This window comes from Streptomyces sp. AB3(2024) (genome assembly GCF_041862025.1).
Lineage (GTDB): Bacteria > Actinomycetota > Actinomycetes > Streptomycetales > Streptomycetaceae > Streptomyces.
On sequence record NZ_JBGWAB010000010.1, the window covers coordinates 47965 to 66186 of the forward strand.

The window sequence follows — 18222 nt, forward strand, 5'->3', positions numbered from 1 at the left end:
CATGCACGGTGGTGACATGGACAAGGACACCGACACCCAGCACCTCGATACCCGGCACCTCGACCACAAGACCCCCCTCGCCGACCGGATCGCACTCGTCGCCGGGGCCACCCGTGGCGCCGGACGTGCCCTCGCCGTCGAACTCGGCCGCGCCGGCGCCACGGTCTACGTCACCGGCCGCACCACCCGCGAGCACCTCAGCGAGGTCGGCCGGGCCACGGAGACCATCGAGGAGACCGCGGAGCTCGTCACGGCGGCCGGCGGCACCGGCATCGCAGTGCCCACCGATCACCTGGACGAGGATCGGGTACGGGCCCTCGTCGGCCGGATCGACCGCGACCGGGGAAGGCTCGACATCCTCGTCAACGACCTGTGGGGCGGCGAGCACCTGACAGCCGGTTCCGTCTTCGGCAAGAAGAGCTGGGAGACACCGCTCGCCGACGGACTGCGCATCCTGGAACTCGGCGTGCGCTCGCACGTGATCACCGCGGCACTCGCCCTCCCGCTCCTGATCCGCTCGGACGCGCCGCTGCACGTGGAGGTCACCGACGGCACGGCACGCTCCAACCGCCGCTACCGCGAGAACATCTACTACGACCTCGCGAAGAACGCCCCCATCCGGATCGCCTTCGGACTGGGCCAGGAGCTGGCGGAGTACGGGGGCATGGCGGTGGCCGTCACACCGGGCTTCCTGCGCTCGGAGCAGATGCTCGCCCACTTCGGCGTGACGGAGGAGAACTGGCGCGACGCCGTGGCGCAGGTGCCGGACTTCGCCATCGCCGAGTCCCCGTACTACCTCGCCCGCGCGGTCGCCGCCCTCGCCGCCGACCCCGCCCGGGCGGCCCGCTGGAACGGGAGGTCCGCCTCCAGCGCGGACCTCGCCAAGGCCTACGGCGTAAGGGACCTGGACGGCAGCCGGCCCGACGCCTGGGCCTACTTCGAGGACGTCGTCTTCGGCGGCAAGGACGGTTCACCGGACGACTACCGCTGATCCTCCGGCTCCGCGCCGTACAGGGCGGCGAGGGCCTGCGCGTGCTCCCGGAAGCGTGTGCGCAGGCCCGGCGGGGCCAGTACCTCCACCTCCGCGCCCAGGCCGGTCAGCTGGGCGAAGGCGACGTCGTCCGACTCCACCGGCAGGTCGAGCGTGACGCGCCCGGAAGGGTCCGGCGCGGACGCCGACGCCAGCGCCTCGCCCACCCCCGCCGGATCCACCACGGAGGGCAGCCGGCGCAGCCCCCGCTCCGTCAGACGCACGGTGACGGTCGCGCGCAGCAGCGCGCGGGCGAACCCGGCGGAGTGGTCCCGCCAGTGCGCGGCCAGGTCGAACGACGCTTCGCGGACGAACGGTTCATCGGCCCCGGGGGCCGGGGACAGCGCGGTGACACGGTCGACGCGGTAGGTACGCCAGGCGCCGCCCCGGCCCGGCCGCTCACCCGGGACACGGCCCACGACGTACCACACCCCCGCCTTCAGGACGAGTCCGTACGGCTCCAGCAGCCGGATCACGCTCCGGGGCGCCGCGCCGTCCCGGCCGGGCCGCGCGTACGCCAGCTCGACCGCGCGATCGGACCACACGGCGCGCGCCAGATCCGGCAGCAACTCCGGCGCCGACGGCTCGCGGAACCAGGCCGGGGCGTCGAGGTGGAAGCGGCGCACCGACGACTCGGCCGCCGCCCGCAGCGACGGGAGCAAGGTGGCCGAAAGCTTCAGCCGGGCCGTGTCCGCGGGGCCCGACAGTCCGAGATCGCGCAGGGCCGCAGGCAGACCGGACAGGTAGAGCGTCTCCGCCTCGGTGGGATGCAGCGTGGTCAGCCGGGTCCGGTGGCCCGGCGCCAGGTGGTAGCCGCCCGTGCGACCGCGCTCGGACCGGACGGGGACGCCCGCCTCCTGCAGGGCCTGGGCGTCGCGGATCACCGTACGCTCGGAGACGCCCAGCTCCCGGGCGAGGGACGCGGCGGTCAGGCCGGGGCTCGACTGGAGGAGAAGGGCCATACGGATCAGGCGGGCAGCACGCATGCCCACAGCATCGCGGACCCGGCGCCCCGGACCGAGCGCGCCCGAGCGGTGGCCGATGCGGAGCGGGAAGACAGGGGCACGGCGCAGGCACGCGCCCGGTCGCGCGAACCGGGCGTCACCCGGTGGTGTGAATGTCTTCGCGCGGGCCCGCGGGGGTGCTTGAAGCCATGCTCCGAGGGGTGGTTCGTCCGGCCTGCACTCCACGCACATGTCGCTATGGCTGCTCAACCACTTCAGCACCATCACGCTGGCCATCGTCGCCGTCGGTGGAACCGTCCTCCTCGCCGTCGCCGGCAGCGTGCTCCTGCGCCGCAGGCATCCCTCGCTGGCCCAGGGAGAACACAACGACATGGTCGGCGTGACGCTGGGGATGTTCGGTGCGATCTACGGGATCATCCTCGCGTTCGTGATCGTCACCCTGTGGACGCAACTGGAGGACACCCAGACCATCGTCGCCTCCGAGGCCACCAACGCGGCGCTCATCACCCGTGACGCCGGCGCGTTCCCGGAAGCGGTGCGCGCCCGTCTCGATGCGGCCATGAGCGGCTACGTCCACGCCGTCGTCGAGGACCAATGGCTCCGGATGCGCGCGGGGAACCCCAGCTACGGGGCCACGGAAGCCCATCTGCAGGACGCGTTCCGGGTGCTCCAGACGTACGAACCGCAAGGCCAGGCACAGCAGGTCTTCTACGAGCAGGCCGTCGGCCATCTCAACGACATCGCCTCCCAGCGCCGCGCCCGCATCACCATGGCCCGCCGGGAACTGCCCCCGCTGCTCCAGGCCCTGGCCTTCGGCGGAGCGCTGGTCCTGATCCCGCTCACGTTCCTCTACGGTCTGCGCAAGCTGAGGGTCCAGGTCCTGTTCGTCGCCTCGGTCGCCGGACTCGTCGGCTTCAGCCTGCTGCTGGTCTTCGTCCTGGACCGCTCCTTCTCCGGGGACCTCAGCGTCAGCCCCGCCCCGTACCGGGAAGGAGCCCTGGCCCGGTACTGGACCCCGTGAACCGGCGACACGGGCGCCCACCCGGCCCGGCAGAGCACGCCCCGCCCTTCCCCGAGGCAGGGCAGCGGCCATCGCGGCACCGGCGTGGCTGGCTTGACCCGTCGGGCCGGGAGCCGCAAAGTCGAGACGGGCACCAAGCGGCCCCGGCACCCCCGCCCACCGGGCACGCGTGCGCATCGCCCGCCCGGCGACCCCGGGCGGCCCTGACCTCCGGGAGCGGTTGTGCCGATGGTCGTCGACCTGGTCGTGATCGGTACGGCCATCACCCTCGGACCGCTGCACAACAGCGGCTTCATCCTGCTGCTCGCGTCGCGCCGAGGTGTGCGCAAGGGCCTTGCCTTCCTGCTGTCCTGGCTGGCCAACCTGGTCGCCGTGGTCGCCTGTGTCGTGCTCCTGACCGGCGGAACGCCGCCCGTCCACCACAGCACCCCGTCAACAGCCGCGGTCGCCGCCAAACTGGCCATCGGCGTCGGCCTGGTGCTGTTCGGCGGCTACCGGCTCCGGCGGCCGCCCCGCCCGCCCCGCCCACCGAGCTGGACGGCCCGCGTGGACAACGCCTCGCTCGGCACGGCCGCCGCACTCGCCTGGCTGCTCCAGCCGTGGGCCCTGGTCGGCGCCGGCGCGGCCACGGTCGTCGACGCCGACCTCTCCTCCCTCTCCGACTGGCTCGCCCTGACCGGCTACTGCCTGCTGGCCACCCTCAGTCTTCTGGTCATGGAGCTGTACACCGTCTGGGCGCCGACCGCCGCCCAGACCCGGCTGAACGCTCTGCGGACCTGGCTCGATCATCACCAGGACCAGCTGATCGTCACCCTCTCCCTGCTGGCCGGAGTCTGGCTGACCGCCAGCGGCATCTACGCACTCGTCGCCTGACGACACACCCGTCGCCGGCCGCAACGCTCACGCTTTTGAAAGAGGCCTGCTCTGGCAGCACGGAAGAACCACGCATAGGGCCTGTCACTCCCATGGCCGAAAGGCAAGCTGCGCAGCCGATTGTGTGTGATCATCTCATTTTCGCGCGGTATCCCGCCCACACCTTGGGTGATTTCAAAGAATCCGATCCGTCCGCACGCTGATAGTTTCCTGGCGTTGACGTTCCGGCCTTCGGGTATCCGGTCGTTCCGACAGGCCGAAAGCGCGGGGGAGCGCACACGGTCCACGCCCGCTCGGGGAATCCCGGAACCACGTCCGAGTATGCCCGGGCAAAAACCGGAGGGCGGGGCACGGAGACCGGGGAACGACGGGCGGGAGTCCGGACCGCTTCCACGGGCCCGCGGCGCCTGCCGAACGGCCCGCCCCGCACCTCCCAGGAGCTCCCGTGTCTTCCGTACCGTCCGCCCGGCCCTACGCCGCCCACCCCCACCTCCACGGAGACCTGCTGGTCTTCACCGCCGACGGCGAGGTGTGGGGCGTTCCCGTCTCCGGCGGCCCCGCCCGGCCGCTCACGTCCGACCGGGCCCGCGCAGCCCACCCCAGAGTCTCACCGGACGGCACCTTCCTGGCCTGGACCTCGCACCGCGACGGCGTACCGGAGGCCTACGTCGCCCCCCTCGACGGCGGCCCCCCGCGCAGGCTCACCCACTTCGGCCACGCCCGCACCCGGGTCGCCGGCTGGACCCCGCGCGGCGAGGTGCTGGTCCTCACCGCCCAGCACACCCACTCTCCGCTCGCCACCTGGGCCTGGGCCGTCGCCCCGGACGGCGGCCCCCCGCGGCGCCTGCCGTACGGGCCGGTCGGTGACCTGGCCGTCGGGCCGGAAGGGCACGTACTGCTGCGCAGCGTCACGATGTTCCCGCAGACCGCCCACTGGAAGCGCTACCGCGGCGGTGCCGTGGGCCGGTTGTGGCTGGCACGCCCCGGAGCGGGCCCGCGCGACACCGAGGCGGGTGCGGACCTCCGGTTCGAGCCCGTCGTGCCCGCGGGACACGGCGACCGCGAAGCCGACCTCGAATGCCCGATGTGGTTCGCCGCGCCGTCCGGCACGGAGCACCGCATCGGCTGGCTGAGCGATGCCGGAGGAGGCCGTGCCCGGCTGTGGTCGAGCCCGCAGGACGGCTCCGAACCGCGCCTGCACACCCCCGACGGTGTGCACCCGGGCTTCGCCGCGCGCAATGCCGCCACCGACGGGACACGGGTCGTGTACCAGAGCGGCGGTGACCTGTGGCTGCTGGCGGACACCTCGTACGGCACCGAGCCGGTCAGGGTCGACATACGCCTGACCGGGGCCCGCCCGGGGCGGGTCCCGTACCGGGTGTCGGGCACGGAGTGGTCGGGCGACTTCGCGGGGGTGCGCGGCGACCCGGGCTGCCTGCTGGAGGTGCGCGGCACGGTCCACATCCTGCCCGCCGCCGCCGACGCCGACGGCCACGACGCGGACGGCGGCCACCACGCGGACGGTGATTGCGACGGCGACGGCGAAGCCAAGGGAGTCCCGCCCCTCCTGCTGTCGCACCGCCCCGGCGTACGGTGCCGGATGCCGAGGCCCCTCGGGGCGACGGGGCGGGTCGCCTGGGTGTCGGACGTCGCGGGCCCCGACGCCCTGGAGATCCTGGACCCGGCCGTGGACCGGGCCGTGGACCCGGCCCTGGACCCACACCACGCCGCCGCCCGCCCCTCACCGCCCCGCGTCCTCGCGGCCGGACGCCTGGGCCGGGTCATGGAATGGCGTGCCTGCGAGCGGGGCAGGTCCCTGGCCGTCGCCGCCCACGACGGCCGCGTCCTCGTCGTGGACGCCGACACGGGCGCGGTCGCCGAACTCGACCGCAGCGCGCACGAGGAGGTCTCCGGCCTGGCCTTCTCCCCCGACGGGAAGTGGCTCGCCTGGTCCCACCCCGGCCCCGAGGGCCTGCGGCAGATCCGGCTCGCCCCGGCCGGGGGCGGCCCCGTCGTGGAGGCCACCGACGGGCGGTTCCGGGACGAGTCGCCCGCCTTCACCCCCGACGGCGCCCACCTCGCGTTCGTGTCGGACCGGGTGTTCGACCCGGAGTACGAGACGCACGTCCTGGACCTGGCGTTCCTCGCCGCCAAGCGCCCCCACCTGCTGACCCTCGGCGACACCCCCTCCCCTCTCCTGGAGCCCCTCCCGCTCCCCGTACCGGAGGCCGCCGCCCCGACCGTGGTCGATCCCGTGGGCCTGGGGGACCGGATCGTCGCCTTCCCGGTGCGGGCCGCCGAGTACGGCCGGCTGACCGCCGCGCGCGGAGCCCTCCTGTGGATCCGCACACCGGCCGTCGGCACCCTCGGCGACCGCTGGACGGGTACGGGGGCGCCGCCTCCGCGCCCCCGCCTCGAACGCTGGGACCTGGGCACCCGCACCCTCACCACGGTCCGCGAAGGCGTCGACGCGTACGAGGTGACCGGCGCGGGCGGCCACGTACTGGTGCGGGACGGCTCCGACCTGCTCGTCCGCCCCCTCGGCCCCGAAACGGCCACCGCAGCGGGGGAGCGGCCCGTGCGGCTCGGGCGGGTGACGGTCACCGTCGACCCGGCGGCCGAGTGGGCCCAGGCCTTCGCCGAGGACGAGCGGCTGATGCGGGACAACGTCTGGCGCGCCGACCTCCCGGAACTCGACGACGGCGGGCCCTGGGCCCGCTACCGGCCGCTGCTCGAACGCCTCGGCGACGCAGCCGAGTTCGCGGACCTGCTCTGGGAGACGCACGGGGACCTGGGCTGCTCGCACGCCTACGTCTGGCCGCGCACCGACGCGGCCGCGGCCGCCCGGCCCGGACTGCTCGGCGCCGACCTCGCGCGCGATCCCGGTGGGACGTGGCGGATCGCGCGGATCGTGCCGGGCGAGAGCTCGGCCCCGGCGGCCCGGTCACCCCTGGCCGCCCCGGGGACGGGGGTGCGCGCCGGAGACGCGCTGCTGGCCGTGGACGGCCGTCCCGTGGACCCGGCCACCGGACCCGCGCCCTTGCTGTGGGGGAGCGCCGACCGCCCGGTCGAACTGACGGTACGACCGGCTTCAGGAGGCCCCGACCGCCGGATCGTCGTCGTACCACTGGCCTGCGAAACCGTCCTGCGCTACCACGACCTGGTCCGTACCCGACGGGCGCGCGTACGGGAAGGCGGCGGGGGCCGGCTCGGGTACGTGCACGTACCCGACATGATGGCGACCGGCTGGGCCCAGCTGCACCGCGACCTGCGGGCCGAGGCGGGCGCGGACGGGCTGCTCGTCGACTTCCGGGGCAACAGCGGCGGCCACCTTTTGGCGATGGTCCTCGAACGCCTCGCGCGCCGCCCGGTCGGATGGCAGCTGCGGCGCGGCAGCACACCGGAGTCCTACCCGCCCCTGGCCGCCCGCGGCCCCCTGGTCTTCCTCGCCGACGAACTGTCCGGCTCCGACGGCGACAACGCGATCGCGGCGGTGCGCGCGGGGGGCCTGGGGCCCGTGGTGGGTACGCGGACCTGGGGCGGCGTCCGGGGCATGGAGGTGGCCCACGGGCTGGTCGACGGCACGCGCCTGGTCCATCCCCGGGGTGCCTTCTGGTTCGCCCACGGCGGATGGGAGCTGGAGAACCGGGGAGTCGAACCGGACATCGCGGTGGCCGTCGCCCCGCACGACCGGGCGGCCGGTGCCGATCCGCAACTGGACGCGGCGATCGCCGTGGCGCTGGCGGCCCTGGACCGGACCCCACCCCTGCGCGCGCCCGAACCCCCGGCAGCCGGGCCGGGGGCCTGAACACACCCCGGCCGGGCCTCCGTCAGCGGCGTACCGGCCCCCCGCCGGCGCCCAGGGCCGTCAGCGCCGCGCGGGCCGCCGACTCCCCCTCGGCGTAGGCGTGTGCCGCGGCCTCCCGCACCGCGTCGTTCAACTGCCGTACGGCGTCCTCGGTGCGGCCCATGCCGGCCAGCGCCTCCCCGCTCAGCGTCCGCAGTACCACGCGCCGGGGCGCCGAGACGGGCGGCGCGGCCAGGGCCAGGCCGCAGGAGGCGTGCTCGGCGGCCTCCGGGTAGGCCCCGGTGCTCACGAAGTGCCGGGCGAGGTGCAGGTGGGCCAGGGTGACCGTCTCGGCGGGGGCACCGCGTTCCGCGAGTACGAGGGCCCGCGCGAGCTGCTCCCGGGCCTGCTCGTGCCGGCCGTGCCCGCCCAGGGCGGCGGCCAGGTTGATCCGGGCGACGGCCTCCCCGGCCGTGTCCCCCGCCAGGGCGGCGAGTGCCGGGGCGCGTTCGAGGTGGGTCAGCGCCTCGTCGGGCCTGCCCTCCTCGATCAGGACCCACCCGAGCAGCGCCCGGGCACGGGACTGGGCGCCGGGCTCGCCGGCCTCCTCCGCCGAGCGGGGACCCAGTTCGAGCAGGGGCGTCCAGCCGTCCCGGGACTGCCACAGGATGAGCGGCCATTGAAGGAGGACCAGCCGCCAGGCGTGGCAGTGCAGCCCCGCGTCGACCGCCGTGGCGACGGCCCCGCGCAGGGTGTCGCGTTCGGCCGCGTACCAGGCCAGCGCGTCCGCGCGGTCCCCGAAGCGGCGTACGCCCGCGGGGCGGCCCGTCCCGGCCGGCAGCGTGCAGCAGGGCTCGCTGCCGGGTTCGGCCGCCGCCGCCGCGGCGAGCAGGGTGTGCAGCCAGTGGTCCAGGAGCCGGGCCGTTGCGCGCGGATCGCCGACCGGGGCGTCGGTGCGCGCGAAGAGCCGTACGAGGTCGTGCACCGCGTACGACTCGGGTCCGGTGGGGGCGAGCAGGTGGGCGGCGGCCAGCCGGTCCAGAGCCGAGGCCGCCTGCCGGGGCGAGCACCCGGCGAGGGCGGCGGCCGTCCCCGTGTCGAGGGTGGCCCCGGTGTGCACGCCGAGGGACCGGAACATGCGACGGGCCGGATCGGGCAGGTGGTGGACCGTCAGCCCGAGGGCCGCCGCGACCCCCGTGTCCTCCAGATCGAGCAGCTCCAGTCGCCGCTGCTCGTCCGCCAGTTCGTCGGCGAGGCGGCCCAGACCGGTGTGCGGGCGGGTGGCGATGCGGGCCGCGGCGACCCGCAGGGCCAGGGGCAGGCCCTCGCACAGCCGCACGAGACGAGCCGCCGACTCGGGCTCGGCCCGGACGGGTTCCTCGCCCAGGACCGCCGCGAGCAGGGCCAGTGACTCGTCGGCGGGCAGCGCGGCCAGCGGCAGCGGGCGGGCCGCGTCCGAGGCGACCAGGCCGTCGAGCCGGTCGCGGCTGGTGACGAGCGTGACGCAGTGCTCACCACCCGGCAGGAGGGGGCGGACCTGCCGGGAACCGCGCGCGTTGTCCAGGACGACCAGCAGACGGCGCCCGGCCGTCAGCGCACGGTAGCGGGCCGCCATGCCGTCCGGGGTCTCCGGTATGCCGTCGGCCGGGACACCGAGGGCGAGCAGGAACTCGCGCAGGACGGAGGTGGTGTCGCGGGCCGGAACGGGGCTGTAGCCGCGCAGGTCCACGAAGAGCCGCCCGTCGGGGAAGTCGTCCTGGCGCCGGTGCGCCCAGTGCACCGCCAGAGCTGTCTTTCCCATCCCGGCGCCGCCGGTGATCATCGCGAGCGGGCCGGGGAGGCCGGCCGTGGCCCGGTCCAGCGCCGCCAGCGCGCCCGCGCGCCCGGTGAATCCCCGGGTCCGGCGCGGGAGCAGGTCCGCGACGGCGACGGGGTCCGTGACCGCGTCGGGCGGCGTCGGGCGCGTGAGCACGGCGCCGGGGAGCCGGGCGTGGGCCGCGCCCCCGGCGGTCGTCGTGCAGGCGGCCTCCCCCGTGTCCACGACGCCGCTGCCGTGAAGCCCTCCCGTGGCGGCGGCGCCGGGGCCGTGCGGGTGCCCCCCGTCCGGCGTGGCGCGGACGGCGTCCGCCCCGCCGCCCGGCAGGGCCGCGTACGCGTGGGTGAGGGCCGGGCCGGGCTCGGCTCCGGACCCTTGCGCGAGCAGCACGCGGGTACGGAGGAACAGCTCGCGCGCCTCCGGCGCCCGGCCGGCCCGGGCCAGGGCGCCCATCAGGGCCGCGGCCAGCCGCTCGCACAGCGGGTGCGCCGCGGCCGCGGCCCGGAGCACGGACACGGCGGAGGCGTGGTCGCCGAGCCGCGCATGGGCCTCCGCTAGCTCCTGTACGGCGGTCAGTCGCAGTTCCTCCAGGGTGTGCGCGGCACTGCCCAGAGCGCGTGTCGCCACCGTCCCCTGCAGAGCGGTCCCGCGCCACAGTGCGAGCGCGTCCTGCAGCAGGGCCGCCGTCTCCCCGGGTTCCGTCCGGGTCCGGGCGAGCTGGAGCAGCTCGTCGAAGCGGTGGGCGTCGAGCCGCTCCGGGGGCACGCGCAGCACGTACGCCGTGCCCCGGGTGGCGAGTTCGACGCCGTACGCCTGCGCCCGGTGCGTGGCGAACAGCCCGCGCAATTGGGAGATGTGCCCGTGCAGCACCGTACGGGCGTGCCGCGGGGACTCGTCGTCCCACAGGGCCCGGGCGAGCCGGTCGACCGTGACGGTGGTGTTGGCGTGCACCAGGAGCACGGCCAGCACGCTGCGCCGTTTGGCGGGGCCGAGCGGGAGGTCCTCCCCGTCCTCCGTCGTCACGGCGACCTCCCCGAGAACCCGGAACTCCATGCGGACAACCCCTCCGTCGATCCGTTCGCGCGCCGCGGCCGTCCCGGCCGGCGGCGGCCGTGTGCCGGGCGTACCGCTATCGCTCGCTAACGCCCGGCTCATGCTGCGCTAATATCCGCAGCATAAGCCGGATGCTATCCGCTAACGCAATTTGGAAGTACGCGCTCCAAGTCCTTTGGAACCTGTGGAACCGCGCTCGCACCCACGTCTTGGATATCCCGTTCCGGCGCGGATCCGGGCATGTGTGAACCTCTAGTTTTTGCCACGGAAATTCAGCCCGCTCTCTGATGATCATCCCTGGAATGGACTCGCAAGTAACTTGTTAGCCTCCTCGGAGTGACGGCCATTCAGGGCGTGGGGGAGGGTTGCGTGACATCGGAAAACAGCCGGGAAAAGCTGGAACCGGATACGCGGATATTTCTGAGACAGGATTCTGTTTTCCTGGAATCGGAGGACGGTGCATTCCTGCGGAGCGGTGCGGGGGACTTCTACATCAAGGGCTCGTCGGCCTACGCCTGGCTGAGCCGGCTCGCCGGCGACCTGGCGGCAGGGACGACCCTGCGGGAACTCTGCGACGGACTGCCGGAGGAACGGGCGGAAGTCCTGTCGGGACTGGTGCGCCACCTCGCCGACAAGGAGTTCGTCAGGAGCCTCGCCGACGAACCGCAGGACCTGCTCGACGCCGAAGAGCGGGAGTGTTTCGCCGAACAGCTCGCCTACCTCGCGCACCACACCCGCACCCCCCGCAGGGCCCTCCGTCGAGTCCGTGACGCCAGGGTGGCCGTGCTGGGCGGCAACGGTCCGGGCAGCGGAGCATGGAGCGCCGTACGGACCCTGGCGCGCAACGGCGTCGGCCACCTCGCGCTGCTCGGCGGCGCGCCGCCCGTCACCGCGCCCGACGGCCCCGCGTCCGCCGCCAGTCCCGTACCCGTCGGCGTACCCGCCGTGCTGGACCGGCTCCCGGCGACCTGGACGGACGGCTGGCAGGAGGCGCTCACGGCCTGGCGACCGACGGCGGTCATCGCCACCCCCGACGGCGTGCCCGGTGCGCTGCTCGGCCCGCTGGCCGACCTCGCCCGCCGCACGGGCGCCGCCTTCCTCGCCGCCCGGGTCCACGGAGACCTCATCGTCAAGGGCCCCCTGACCACGACCGACCGGGACGACGCAGACCGACACGACGCCGACGCGCACGACGCGGGCCGGGAGGACGCGGGCCGGCAGGACACCACCGCCTGCCCCGCCTGCCTCGGACTCCAGCTCGCCGAGCACGCCGACGAGGCCCTCGCCGCCCGCGTCCTGCGCGACGGGTCGATGACGGTGGACCGCACCCGCCACCGGACCGGCGCAGGAGGAGGAACCCTCAGCCCCCTCCTGCGGGCCGTCACCGCCGGCGAACTCGCGACGGAACTCTTCAAGCACCTCTCCGGCGCCCTGGAACCGGACCTCCTCGGAGCGGTGGTCCTCCAGGACGCGGACACCCTGGAGACCTGGCGCGAACGGGTTCCCCAGCGCGCGGACTGCCCGGTCTGCGGCGTGCGTCCCGGGGAAGGCAGTGCCACCGGGAGCCGCCTCAAGGAGTTCCGCGAGGGTCTGCTCGACCTCCCGGCCTCACCCGAGGACCGGTTGACCCGCTACCGCTCGGTGTCCGGCCGCACCACCACGATCCTGCGCGCGTTCGACGACGACGACCTCCCGCAGACCCCCGTACGGTCGGCACGCATCCGCACGGCGGCCACGGCGGGGGGCACGGCCCACGGGTTCGGCGTCACCACCTCGCACGGGGCCCGCGCCGGCGCGGCGGAACGCGCGCTGCGGCACGCCGCGACCCACTCACCCGCACTCCTGCCCGTCCGGCACGCCACGGCGGCGCAACTGGACGCCGAGGGCGCACGCTCGGCGCCCAGCCCCGAGGTGAGTGCACAGACCGGCACGGCCTGGACCCCGGCCCTGCGGCTGCGCGACGACGCACCGGTCTGGGTCCCCCTGGAACGGGCCCTCACGGACGGGGGCGTGGGCGTCGGCGCCACGGTCCGCGATGTCGTCGGGGCCGCCCTCACCGCCGCGTTGCTGGACGAACGGCTGCGCGACTGGCTGGACGGCCGGAGCGTCCCGGGCCCCGTGGACCCGGCCGAGGTGGACGCGCCGCACCTGCCCCTGGCCCTGTCCCTGCTGCGCGCCGGGCGTCTCACCCTGACCGCCCTCCCGCCGGCCGACGGACACGGCCTCCAGGTCGTCCTCGCCCGGCACGAGCCCGCGGACGGGGGACGTCCGCACCAGGTGGCGGGCGGCGGCCCGACCCGGGGGGAGGCAGCCGCGACGGCACTGCGCGAGCTGGCCGGTGTGGTGACCCACCCCGACGCGGCACAGGGACCCGGCGGGCCCCACCACGTTCTCTGCCCGCCCGACTGGCCCGCACCGCCCGGCCACCCCCTGAGCCTCACAGACCTCACGCACCTCCTGGACCTCGCGAGTGCCGCACCCCCCGCGGACTCCGCCCCGCCCGCCGTCTCCGTATCCCCCGCGGACTCCGTGGCGGCCCCAGAGGTCCCGTCCCTCGGCAGCCGCCCGGGCGATCCGGCCGGTCTGGCCGACCTCCTCGGCCTCCTCGGCCCGGGCCGTGACGCGCTCCTCCTGGAGCTGGCCCCCGCGGGCCTGCCCCGTACGCCGACCGGAGAGCCCATCGTGCTCGGCGGCCGGGTCCTGCTCGTCGGCGCACCCCCGCGCCCGGCCTGAGCAGCCCCCAGACGTCCCCGGCCGACCGGCCGGGGAGTGCCGGGCGGTCCCGCCGCCCGGACGCCCCACCCGCACATCCCCGAAGGAGAACCACATGCCCGGCAAGAACAGCAGCTACGACGACCTGACCCTCGAGAACTTCCAGATGGAGCAGGTCCGCATGGAGAACGACCCCACCCTGCTGGCCGCCACCTGTAGCAGCAACGTCGGCTGCTGCTCCACCAGCGGCACCCCGGTCGGCGAGGACGCCTGACCCTCCGCGTCGGCCGTCGCACGACGGCGGCAGTGACCCTGGAAACGGTGTGATCCGTGGGGGGGGGGGGCCTCGCGCCCGGCCCCCCCCCCGCCCCCCCCCCCCCCCCCCCCCCCCCCCCCCCCCCCCCCCCCCCCCCCCCCCCCCCCCCCCCCCCCGGCGCCCTGACGGAGAACCAGTGACCGACACCCGCGCAACCTCCCGCCCACTGCCCGCCGCGCCCCCCGTCGTCAGCGCGCCCGACGCGCGCCACGAGGCGTTCGTACGGGAACTGCGGGCCCACCTAGCCCGCCACGACGACCCGCTCCCCACGACCCACGTGCCGGTCCGGACCCTGGGCCTGGCCCTCGACCCGCCCGGCCGCACCACCCCGCCCCACGACCCTTCCCCGGGCGACCTGACGATCCCCGTCCACCTCTACGGCGACACCGCCCTCATCGGCCCCGCGCACGCCCCCGACGGCACGACCCGCCCCTGCGGCGCGTGCCTGCGCCGCAGGTGGACGAGACTGCGCCCCGAACGCGAACGCCAGGCCCTGGAGTTCGCGGGCGCCCACGCCACCGCCGGACCGGGCAGCCCCGTGCCCGCCGACTGGTACGTGCCCGCCGTCGCCGCCGCCCTGCACCGGCTGAGGGACGCATGGTCACGCACCCCGGACAAGGCCCGCCCGGAAGGGCTCGGCGACGTCCTGGAGATCGACCTCACCAACGGCGCCACCAGCCGTTTCACCCTGCTGGCCGACCCCACCTGCCCCCACTGCGCCCGCCCGCGCGACGACGGCCCGCCGGCGGCGCGGGGCTTCCCGCTCGCCCGGCCGCTGCCGCGGCCCGGCCTCACCCGGCTGCGCCCCTGGCACGCCAGCCCACTGCCCGTCGACGCGCTCACCAACCGCCTCTGCGGCGCACTCGGCACCTCGCGCGCCAATCGGCTCTCCACCGGAATCAACGCCCCCGTCACCGGCAGACTGCGGCTCGGCGGACGCCGGTCGGACCGCACCACGCTGTACGACATCACCTGGGGCGGCCACGCCGCGAGCTACCGCGAGAGCCGCGCCCTCGGCCTCCTCGAAGGCCTCGAACGGTACGCCGGACAGCGCCCGTACGGCCGACGGCCCGCCCTGCGGGCCACCCTCGCGGACCTGGACGACGCGACGGCCGGCCCGGAGGCCACCCGCCCCGCCCTCGACCCCCGCGACACGGTGCTCTACGAGGAGGGCTTCCACGACCGCGACCACGCCCGGCCGTTCGTCCCCTTCAGCCCCACCCGCGAGATTGCCTGGGTGTGGGGCCACTCCTTCGCCCGCGGCGGCCCCCTCCTCGTACCGGCCCAACTCGCCTACTACGGACCGCACCCGCTGCGCGAACAGTTCGTCCTCGGCTCGTCGAGCGGCTGCGCCACCGGCGGCTGCCTGGAGGAGGCGGCCCTGCACGGCCTCTTCGAACTCGTCGAACGCGACGCCTTCATGGTGGCCTGGTACTCGGCCGCCACCCTGCCCGAGATCGACCCCGCCGGCTGCACCGACCCGCAGACGGCGGCCGCGATCGACCGCATGCGGGCCCTCGGATACGACGTACGCCTCTTCGACCTGCGGCTCGACCTGCCGATACCGATCGTCCTCTGCGTGGCCCGGCTGCACACGCCGGGACCGGGGAACCTCTGCATGTCGGCAGGGGTGAGCCCCGAACCGGAGGACGCGGCCCTGGCCGCCGTCCGCGAAGTGGCCAGCTATCTGCCGGGCTTCGCCGAACGCACGGTGCGCGACGAAGCCGAACTCCTCCCCCTGACCGCCGACTACACGGCGGTGACCGAACTGGACCACCACGGAGCCCTGTACGGCCTGCCACAGATGGCGGACCGCTCGCCCTTCCCCGGCCCCCGCACGACGACGCGCACGCTGCGCGAGGCGTTCGCCGACTGGTCCCCGCCCCGGCACGACGACCTGCGCGACCAACTGCTCCACTACGCCGACATGGTCCGCGCCGTCGCCCGGGACGTCATCGTGGTCGAGCAGACCTGCCCCGAACAGGAACCGGCCCGGGTCTCGACGGCCGCGGTCATCGCGCCCGGACTCGTCCCCGTCGACTTCGGCTGGGACTACCAGCGCGCCCTGCACACCGAACGCCTGCGGACGGCGGCCTGGCGCGCGGGCAAGAGGTCCCGACCGCTGTCCGAGGACGAGATCCACCGCCACCCCCACCCCTTCCTGTGAACCCGCCCCCGGCCGAGAGGACCCGAGGAACCATGGCCGAAGCCGACACGGCCCGCGCGACCCTGCCCACACCGGGCCCGCACCCCACCGGTCCGGCGCGGGTCGCCACCGTACTGGCCCACATCGAAGCGGTCCGGGACCGCCCGCGCCGCGGCCTCGACGACGCGGACTTCACCCCCGACTGGTCAGACCGTCCCTCGCCCCACACCGCCCACCCCGGCGCCGAGGAGTTCCCCCTGCCGACGGCGTGCCCGGCCGACGGCGTCGGCAGCCTCGCGGACGCGGTCACGTACGCGCCGTCGGGTACGGCGGCGGAGCGCGGCGACCCGGGCCTCACCCTCCGGTCCTTCGCCGGGGCCCTGCATCTCACGGCCGGGATCCTGTCCCGGCGGTGGCAGATCGACTGGAACGGCGACGCGGCGCGGCGCGCCCGGCTCCGTACCGCGGCCTGGGGCAGGGGCACACCGTCGGGCGGCGCGAACCACCCCTGGGAGCTGTACTGGGTGCCCGCCCCCGGACTGCCCCTCGCGCCGGGCCTGCTGCACTACGCGAGCGGCCGCCACACCCTGGAGCGCCTCGCCACGGGCGACGCGACCCCCGCGATCCGGGCGGCCCTCCCCGCCCACACCCCGCCGCCCACGGGCGGCTACCTGATCTGCACGCTGCGCCCCTGGAAGACCGCCTTCAAGTACGGGAACTTCGCCTACCACGTGGCCACCCACGACATGGGCGCCTTCCTGGGCTCCTGGAACCTGCTCCGGCGGGCCGCCGGCGACCCGGCCCCGGCCGTGCTGGACTTCGACGAGCGCGCCGTCAACCGGGTCCTCGGCCTCGACCCCGGCGAGGAATCCGCCTACGCCGTCCTGCCGCTGGCCTGGCACCCGGACGAACGCCGCACACCCCTGCCCGGCACCACCCCGCCCCCCGCGCCCGCGGGCGGCGGCCCGGGCCGCCCCCGGCCCCGGGAGAAGTCCCGCAGCCCCCGGAGCTTCCCCCTCCTGAACGCCCTGCGCCACGCCACCACCGGCGACCGGCCCCCCACGACGCCGGCCGCCACCCCACCGACGCCCCCGCCCACGGCCCCGCTCCTTCCGCTCCCCCCGGCCGTGATACCCGGTGCGGGCCTGGCCGGACTCCTGTCCCGCCGCCGCTCGGCCGTCGGCCGCCTGGATCCCCGCACCCCCCTGACGGCCGAGGACCTGGCGGTCGTCCTGCGATCCGCGGCCGCGGCGGGGGAGCTTCCTCTGGTCCGGCTCCGGGTGATCGCGCAGCGGATCAAAAAGATCAAGCCCGGAAGCTACGAGTACCGCCCCGAACAGCACGCCCTCCTGCCGACCGGCTCGACATCCCGCCTCGCGCCACACGACTACGCCCTGGACAACTACGCGGTGGCACACGCCGCGGCCGTCATCGCGTTCACCTGGCGCCCGGCTCCTGTCCTCGACGCGCTCGGCGCCCACGGCTACCGGGCCGCGCACGCGGAAGCCGGCGCTGCCGCCCAGCACCTTCACCTCGCCGCCCAGGCCCTGGGACTCGCCTGCGGACTGGTCCTGGGCACCGACCTGCGCGCCGTCGACCACGCCGTGACGGACCCGGCGGACGGGGAGGACGAACTCCGCACGTCCCTGTGCGCGTTCCTGGCCCCCCGCCTACCGGGCACCGCCACCCTCGACGACCGTCTCGTCTAGCGAACCGGATCGCCCGGACCGCGCGGCAGCCAACCAGTGCCCGGCCGGCTTCGTTCACGTTCGGCGGACCGAGCGGTTGCGCTCCACTCCGGCCACAGTCGGCCTGGCCCTTGCGGGCCGTGCCGGGGCACGCATCGCCCGCGTTCTCGGGGTGTCCGTCAGCCGTGGCACGGTGCTCCGGCCGGTGGAGGATCTTCCCGAACCTGAGATCCCCGCGCCGAGGGTGGTCGGCGTCGACGAGTACGCCACCCGCAGCCGATGGGGGTCAGGTGTCGGCGCATTCGTCGATGACGGCGCAGGCGAGGCGAATGCCGCCCAGGTCGGTGGAGATGCCGTCATCGCCGTGCTCCTGTAGCAAGTCCCGCCGCCCGCTCACCCGTCATGGTTCCGGACCGGAACACGCGCAGGTGGTGTTGACTACTTGGGGCGTCCGTGCTGCCTCTGCGTGTGCCTCCTGAGCTGGGCGGAGAGCTTGTCGACGAGCGTGTCGACGGCCGCGTGCATGTCGGAGGCCGCTGCGGTGATGGTGGTGAGGTCCTGGCCGTCCACCTGGAGGGTGCCCGAGGCGGTCTGCTCCGAGCCGTTGATCTTCAGGTTCACGTGAGCGCTGGTGGTTTCGGTGCCGAACGTGTTGAGCCGGGCGAGCTTCTCGCCGACGACACCGCGCAGTGCGTCGGTGATCTCGACGTTGTCTCCGTTGAGTGTGTAGATCATCTTTTGCCTCTCGGTTCTTACAGGTCCTCGCTGGTCAGGCTAGGTGGCTTGGCGGGCACGAACGAAGCCATGCCAGAGCT

General features: G+C 75.1%; 11 protein-coding genes. 8 read left to right on the forward strand and 3 right to left on the reverse strand.

Annotated features, from left to right (window positions below; genetic code table 11):
• The first annotated feature begins 16 nt into the window (after positions 1-16).
• Positions 17-991 carry an SDR family oxidoreductase gene (locus ACEPPI_RS06880; protein WP_373914334.1) on the forward strand — a complete coding sequence of 325 codons (975 nt, stop codon included), beginning with the start codon at positions 17-19 and terminating at the stop codon, positions 989-991.
• Here the strand turns inward: ACEPPI_RS06880 and ACEPPI_RS06885 are convergent.
• Positions 982-2016, reverse strand: coding sequence for a helix-turn-helix transcriptional regulator (locus tag ACEPPI_RS06885; protein WP_373914335.1), 1035 nt, complete (start codon positions 2014-2016; stop codon positions 982-984). The two genes, ACEPPI_RS06880 and ACEPPI_RS06885, sit on opposite strands and share 10 nt — an antisense overlap.
• A gap of 208 nt (positions 2017-2224) precedes the next feature.
• Between ACEPPI_RS06885 and ACEPPI_RS06890 the strand changes: the two genes are divergently transcribed.
• From ACEPPI_RS06890 to ACEPPI_RS06900, 3 genes are all read left to right on the forward strand, one after another.
• On the forward strand, positions 2225-3016 hold the full coding sequence (locus ACEPPI_RS06890; protein WP_373914336.1) for a DUF4239 domain-containing protein: 792 nt from the start codon (positions 2225-2227) through the stop codon (positions 3014-3016).
• A 228-nt stretch (positions 3017-3244) separates the two neighbouring features.
• Entirely contained in the window at positions 3245-3889 is a 645-nt protein-coding gene (locus ACEPPI_RS06895; protein WP_373914337.1) for a GAP family protein, read from the forward strand.
• 445 nt (positions 3890-4334) lie between these two features.
• Positions 4335-7697 carry a PDZ domain-containing protein gene (locus ACEPPI_RS06900; RefSeq protein ID WP_373914338.1) on the forward strand — a complete coding sequence of 1121 codons (3363 nt, stop codon included), beginning with the start codon at positions 4335-4337 and terminating at the stop codon, positions 7695-7697.
• Positions 7698-7719: 22 nt separating this feature from the next.
• On the opposite strand, the gene ACEPPI_RS06905 is transcribed toward ACEPPI_RS06900, so the two are convergent.
• Entirely contained in the window at positions 7720-10545 is a 2826-nt protein-coding gene (locus tag ACEPPI_RS06905; protein ID WP_373914339.1) for a BTAD domain-containing putative transcriptional regulator, read from the reverse strand.
• A gap of 369 nt (positions 10546-10914) precedes the next feature.
• On the opposite strand from ACEPPI_RS06905, the gene ACEPPI_RS06910 reads away from it, so the two are divergent.
• The 4 genes from ACEPPI_RS06910 (at position 10915) to ACEPPI_RS06925 (ending at position 17428) form a co-directional block, all read left to right on the forward strand.
• The gene (locus tag ACEPPI_RS06910; RefSeq protein WP_373914340.1) at positions 10915-13278 is read left to right on the forward strand and encodes a hypothetical protein; all 2364 of its coding nucleotides are present in this window, start codon (positions 10915-10917) and stop codon (positions 13276-13278) included.
• 94 nt (positions 13279-13372) lie between these two features.
• Positions 13373-13531: a hypothetical protein gene (locus tag ACEPPI_RS06915; protein WP_373914341.1), complete on the forward strand. Its 159-nt coding sequence runs from the start codon at positions 13373-13375 to the stop codon at positions 13529-13531.
• A gap of 178 nt (positions 13532-13709) precedes the next feature.
• Positions 13710-15740 (forward strand): TOMM precursor leader peptide-binding protein, encoded by a 2031-nt coding sequence (locus ACEPPI_RS06920; RefSeq protein WP_373914342.1) that lies wholly within the window; start codon positions 13710-13712, stop codon positions 15738-15740.
• Positions 15741-15772: 32 nt separating this feature from the next.
• On the forward strand, positions 15773-17428 hold the full coding sequence (locus tag ACEPPI_RS06925; RefSeq protein ID WP_373914343.1) for a nitroreductase family protein: 1656 nt from the start codon (positions 15773-15775) through the stop codon (positions 17426-17428).
• Positions 17429-17845: 417 nt separating this feature from the next.
• Here the strand turns inward: ACEPPI_RS06925 and hpf are convergent, their stop codons facing one another.
• Positions 17846-18142 carry a ribosome hibernation-promoting factor, HPF/YfiA family gene (gene hpf / locus ACEPPI_RS06930; RefSeq protein WP_373914344.1) on the reverse strand — a complete coding sequence of 99 codons (297 nt, stop codon included), beginning with the start codon at positions 18140-18142 and terminating at the stop codon, positions 17846-17848.
• Positions 18143-18222: the final 80 nt, after the last annotated feature.

What these genes read in the sequence shown, in the direction of transcription:
- ACEPPI_RS06880 (WP_373914334.1), top strand. Translation starts at nt 17, where the DNA reads ATGGACAAGGACACCGACACCCAGCACCTCGATACCCGGCACCTCGAC.
- ACEPPI_RS06885 (WP_373914335.1), bottom strand. Translation starts at nt 2,016, where the DNA reads ATGCGTGCTGCCCGCCTGATCCGTATGGCCCTTCTCCTCCAGTCGAGC.
- ACEPPI_RS06890 (WP_373914336.1), top strand. Translation starts at nt 2,225, where the DNA reads ATGTCGCTATGGCTGCTCAACCACTTCAGCACCATCACGCTGGCCATC.
- ACEPPI_RS06895 (WP_373914337.1), top strand. Translation starts at nt 3,245, where the DNA reads ATGGTCGTCGACCTGGTCGTGATCGGTACGGCCATCACCCTCGGACCG.
- ACEPPI_RS06905 (WP_373914339.1), bottom strand. Translation starts at nt 10,545, where the DNA reads ATGGAGTTCCGGGTTCTCGGGGAGGTCGCCGTGACGACGGAGGACGGG.
- ACEPPI_RS06915 (WP_373914341.1), top strand. Translation starts at nt 13,373, where the DNA reads ATGCCCGGCAAGAACAGCAGCTACGACGACCTGACCCTCGAGAACTTC.
- ACEPPI_RS06925 (WP_373914343.1), top strand. Translation starts at nt 15,773, where the DNA reads ATGGCCGAAGCCGACACGGCCCGCGCGACCCTGCCCACACCGGGCCCG.
- hpf (WP_373914344.1), bottom strand. Translation starts at nt 18,142, where the DNA reads ATGATCTACACACTCAACGGAGACAACGTCGAGATCACCGACGCACTG.